Origin of the sequence: Parafrankia sp. EUN1f, from assembly GCF_000177675.1 — a bacterium.
Taxonomy (GTDB): Bacteria; Actinomycetota; Actinomycetes; order Frankiales; family Frankiaceae; genus Parafrankia.
On sequence record NZ_ADGX01000301.1, the window covers coordinates 1 to 4,046 of the forward strand.

The 4,046-nt window shown below is 70.9% G+C and carries 4 protein-coding genes and 1 pseudogene; 1 reads left to right on the plus strand and 4 read right to left on the minus strand.

Annotated elements, in window-relative coordinates:
* Window positions 1-425, minus strand: a 425-nt coding sequence (locus tag FREUN1FDRAFT_RS38200) for a transposase (RefSeq protein WP_369809860.1), incomplete at its 3' end; no start/stop codon positions are given.
* 346 nt (window positions 426-771) lie between these two features.
* Here FREUN1FDRAFT_RS38200 and FREUN1FDRAFT_RS38205 point away from each other — a divergent pair.
* A complete protein-coding gene (locus FREUN1FDRAFT_RS38205; protein WP_006545801.1) occupies window positions 772-1,410 on the plus strand; it encodes a TetR family transcriptional regulator in 639 nt (212 codons plus the stop codon).
* A gap of 31 nt (window positions 1,411-1,441) precedes the next feature.
* Here FREUN1FDRAFT_RS38205 and FREUN1FDRAFT_RS38210 read toward each other — a convergent pair whose 3' ends face one another.
* The 3 genes and pseudogenes from FREUN1FDRAFT_RS38210 to FREUN1FDRAFT_RS38220 all read right to left on the minus strand — a co-directional run bounded on the left by FREUN1FDRAFT_RS38210 (window position 1,442) and on the right by FREUN1FDRAFT_RS38220 (window position 3,935).
* Window positions 1,442-1,807 (minus strand): hypothetical protein, encoded by a 366-nt coding sequence (locus tag FREUN1FDRAFT_RS38210; RefSeq protein WP_006545802.1) that lies wholly within the window; start codon window positions 1,805-1,807, stop codon window positions 1,442-1,444.
* A gap of 151 nt (window positions 1,808-1,958) precedes the next feature.
* A pseudogene (locus tag FREUN1FDRAFT_RS38215) lies at window positions 1,959-3,034 on the minus strand (CaiB/BaiF CoA transferase family protein).
* A 46-nt stretch (window positions 3,035-3,080) separates the two neighbouring features.
* On the minus strand, window positions 3,081-3,935 hold the full coding sequence (locus FREUN1FDRAFT_RS38220; protein WP_232295616.1) for an enoyl-CoA hydratase/isomerase family protein: 855 nt from the start codon (window positions 3,933-3,935) through the stop codon (window positions 3,081-3,083).
* Window positions 3,936-4,046: the final 111 nt, after the last annotated feature.

The window sequence follows — 4,046 nt, forward strand, 5'->3', positions numbered from 1 at the left end:
GCCTTGAGCAGCTCCTCGGCGACCAGACGCGCCAGAAGCGCGTCGAGCGCGTGGGTCGCCAGATCCCCCTCGACCAGCCGCGCGCGGAACTCCGAGAACACGCTGGCGTCGAACCCCGGATCGTCGAGATCGAGACCGAGCGCGTATTTCCACGACATCCGGTCGCGGACCGCGTCCGCGGCCTGCCGGTCGGTGAGGTTCTCGGAGAACTGCAGAACCGTGGCCATCATCAGCTGGGCCGGAGAGATCCCCGGCCGGCCCCGCACCCCGAACGCGCCGGTGAACCGCCCGTCCTCGTAGACCACACCGAGCTCGTCACGGATACGCATCGCCAGGTTCCCCTTCGGGGACGCGGCACGCGCGACCCGCGCGGTCAGCGGTGGGACCTCGGGCCAGGGTCTCGGCTGCAGGGACACGACCGCCATCCTCCCGACCCGACACCCCACGACCAGCACACCGTCCCGGGTGTTGCGTGAGAGTTGACAGACCCTGACACCCTCACCCTGGGCCGACCCAACACCCCCGGCCGCACCACAGACCCGCTCAAACCCGACCAGCCATGCCAAGCCGGACTCGCACCCCCACAGCCCGAATAAACCAGCAGGGTCACCAGGACGACCAAAATCGTTCACTTTTCGGGTCCACCTCGCCTGCCGGGATCATGGGTTCAGATGTGGTGGCGGTCGTGGGCGACCTGGGCTCCGTGTTGCCTGGCGCGGCTGCGACCTGGGGATCGGACGTGTTCGGCCGGGCATGTTGGACAATGGTCAGATGCCCAGGCCGTCCCAACCACTCCTCAGTCGCCGCCTCGTCATCGAGACGGCGCTTCGCCTCATCGACGAGGAGGGCCTGGAGACGTTCAGCCTGCCGCGGCTGGCGACCCGGCTGCAGGTTCGTACTCCGTCGCTCTACCACCACTTCACGGACAAGGCCGAGATCCTGGCCGCGGTCGCGCGGGAGATCGTGCTGGAGGCACGCCCGCCGAGCGAGCACCTGGGGGACGCCTGGATGGAGTGGTTCGTCGGCCTGGGCCTGAGCTTCCGGCGTGCCGTGCTGCGCCACAGCAACGCCGCTCTGGTCCTGCTGCAGTACCTGCCCCGGGATGTCCTGACCGAGGTGTACGAGGAGGCCGCGACGGTGCTCGCGGATGTCGGTGTGCCGGCCGAGCAGCGTCTGCTGATCATCGACGGTCTGGACAAGATGGTGCTGGGGGCGGTTCTCACCGAGGCGATGAAGTCCCCCGCGGACCGGGCCCGGATCTTCTCCGGTGTGGAGCCGGAGAAGCTGCCGGCGCTGGCGACGGCGATGGACGCCAACTCCCGCTCCGCCGCGGAGATCTACGCCGAGTCCCTGCGCTGCCTGCTGCGCGGCGCGGTCAACCCGGCCGACCTGGTGCCCGCACAGCCGTGACACCGCGCAGCCCTGACACCGAGGCCAGACGTCAGGTCGGCCAGTCGAGCTGCGATTCGGGGATGCCGTGGGCGCGGCCGTAGTCCTCGGCCTCGGCGCGCCCCTGTGAGTCGCCCCGTGGGTACCGAAAGATCCGGCCGGGAAACACGATGAAGGTCTCCGTGGCGGTATGCAGGTCCACGTACCACCCGGGCGCATCGAGAGCCTCGCTCAACTGCGTGGCCAGGGCCTCGGCTTCGGCGTCTGCGACGTCGAAGAAGATCAGCGTCCAGGCGGATGGCTGGTCGACGGTGGCGTTCCCGGACGCCGATCGCTGGATCCTCCGCACTGAAAACTGAAGATCGCTCAGTACCGCCCCTGCGCGCAGGCTCTCCGCGATGAGTACTCCGGCGGCCATTGACGGCTCCCTGGGGTCAGGATCAGGTCTGGCTCGCATCTTCCTCCGAGGAGCAGATCACCGACCGGCCAGCCTGAAGATCATTGAGTCGCCCGCTCCTGATCACGAGTCAGCGCTCCCGTGTGACGGGAGCGGCGGGTCTCGGTACTGGTCAGATGCCCCAGTCGGCGGGCACTTCGGCGGCGTGAGCGCCGGGCTCGGGGGCCGCGGTGGGCCGGTCCGGCACCGTGCGCGAGAACCGGGGGCCGGTGCGGGCTGTGGGGCGCCGTGCAGGTCGAGCAGCGTCCCGCGGGCGGCGAGGTGGGGGTGCTCGATCGCCTCGCCCCAGCTCAGGACAGGGGTGACGCAGGCGTCGGAGCCGTCGAACACCTTCGCCCAGTGGTCGCGGGGGTGGGCCCGGAAGGCGTCCGCGAGCGTCGCGCGCAGCGTCGGCCAGCCGGCCCGGTCGTACTGGTCGGGCAGGGCCGCTGCGTCCAGGCCGAGCAGCGCCAGCATCTGGGCGTAGAACTGCGGCTCGATGCAGCCGACGGCGACGTGGCCGCCGTCGGCGCACTCGTAGGTGTCGTAGAACGGCGCGGCGCCGTCGAGCAGGTTCGCGCCCCGGTCGTCGGTCCACCCGCCGAGGCTGCGCATCGACCACATCATCTGCGCCAGGACGCTGGCGCCGTCCACCATCGCGGCGTCGATGACCTGGCCCAGCCCGGAGCGTTCCCGCTCCCAGAGCGCGGCGAGGACGCCGGTGATCAGGAACATCGACCCGCCGCCGAAGTCACCGGCGAGGTTCAGCGGTGGCACCGGCCGCTCGCCGGCCCGGCCGACGGCGTGCAGGATGCCGGTCAGGCTGATGTAGTTGATGTCGTGGCCGGCCTGTCGGGCCCACGGGCCGTCCTGGCCCCAGCCGGTCATCCGGCCGTAGATCAGCCGCGGGTTCACCGCCTGGCATTCGGCCGGGCCGACCCCGAGCCGCTCGGCGACACCGGGCCGGTAGCCCTCGATGAGGATGTCGGCCTTCGCGACGAGGCGCAGCACCAGCTCACGCCCGGCGTCGGTCTTGAGGTCGGCGATGACGGAGCGCCGCCCGCGCAGCAGCGGCTCACGCTCCGTGCTGGCGGGACGGTCGACCCGGACGACGTCGGCGCCCAGGTCGGCGAGGATCATCGCCGCGTGCGGGCCGGGGCCGATACCCGCCAGCTCGAGGACACGCAGCCCGGTCAGTGGGCCCATCAGGGAACTCCTCGCCTTGGAATCTCCCGCGCTCACGCGGGTGAGGACGTCAACGGTCCGTGTACACCGCGGGGCGTTTCTCCAGGAAGGCGGCGACCGCCTCCTGATGGTCCGCGGTCGTCGAGCAGAGGATCTGGTTGCGGTTCTCCAGGTCGAGCGCGGCCCGGAAGCTGGGGATCTCCAGGTTCGACCACAGCACCTCCTTCGTCATCCACACGGCGAAGGGACTGTGCGCGGTGATGGCCGACGCCTTGTCGAGCGCGGTGTCGAGCAGCCCGTCGTCGGGGACGACCTCGGAGACCAGGCCGATCCGCTCGGCCTGCGCGGCATCGAAGGAGCCGCCGGTGAGCAGGAGGTCGGCGGCGCGGGAGAAGCCGATGAGCCGCGGCAGCGTCCAGCTCACCCCGATGTCGCAGCCACCGAGCCCGCGCTGGATGTAGGAGGCGTGGAAGGTCGCCGAGGCCGCCGCGATCCTGATGTCGCAGAACAGGCTGATCGACAGGCCGGCGCCGGCGGCCGGCCCGTTGACCGCGGCGATTATCGGGGCCCGCACCCGGCGGAACCCGTCGGCGAGATCGGCGATCCGCTGCTGCAGCCGCATCCCGGCCTGCGTCGTCCCCTCCCCGGCCTCGGGGGCACCGGGGATCTCCCCATAGCCCTTCAGATCGAGGCCGGCGCAGAACCCGCGCCCGGCGCCGGTGAGGACGACCGCGCGGACCCGGGAGTCGTCCTGGATACGGCCCAGCACCTCACGTAGGCCCTCGACGAGCTCGGTGTTCAGCGCGTTGAGCGCGCGCGGCCGGTTCAGCCGCACCAGCAGGACGCCGGGCCGGGCTTCCGTCGTCTCCAGCACCGGTCCCGTCACGGCCTGCGCGCCCTGTTCGTCCATCCCGCGTTCATCCATCCGGCGTTCGTCCATCCCGCCCCGTTCGTCACTGACGACATATCACATATCACAAGTCGAGGACGAGGACGGGGGACAGCGCCCGGGAGACACACGGCATGAGCACGTGCC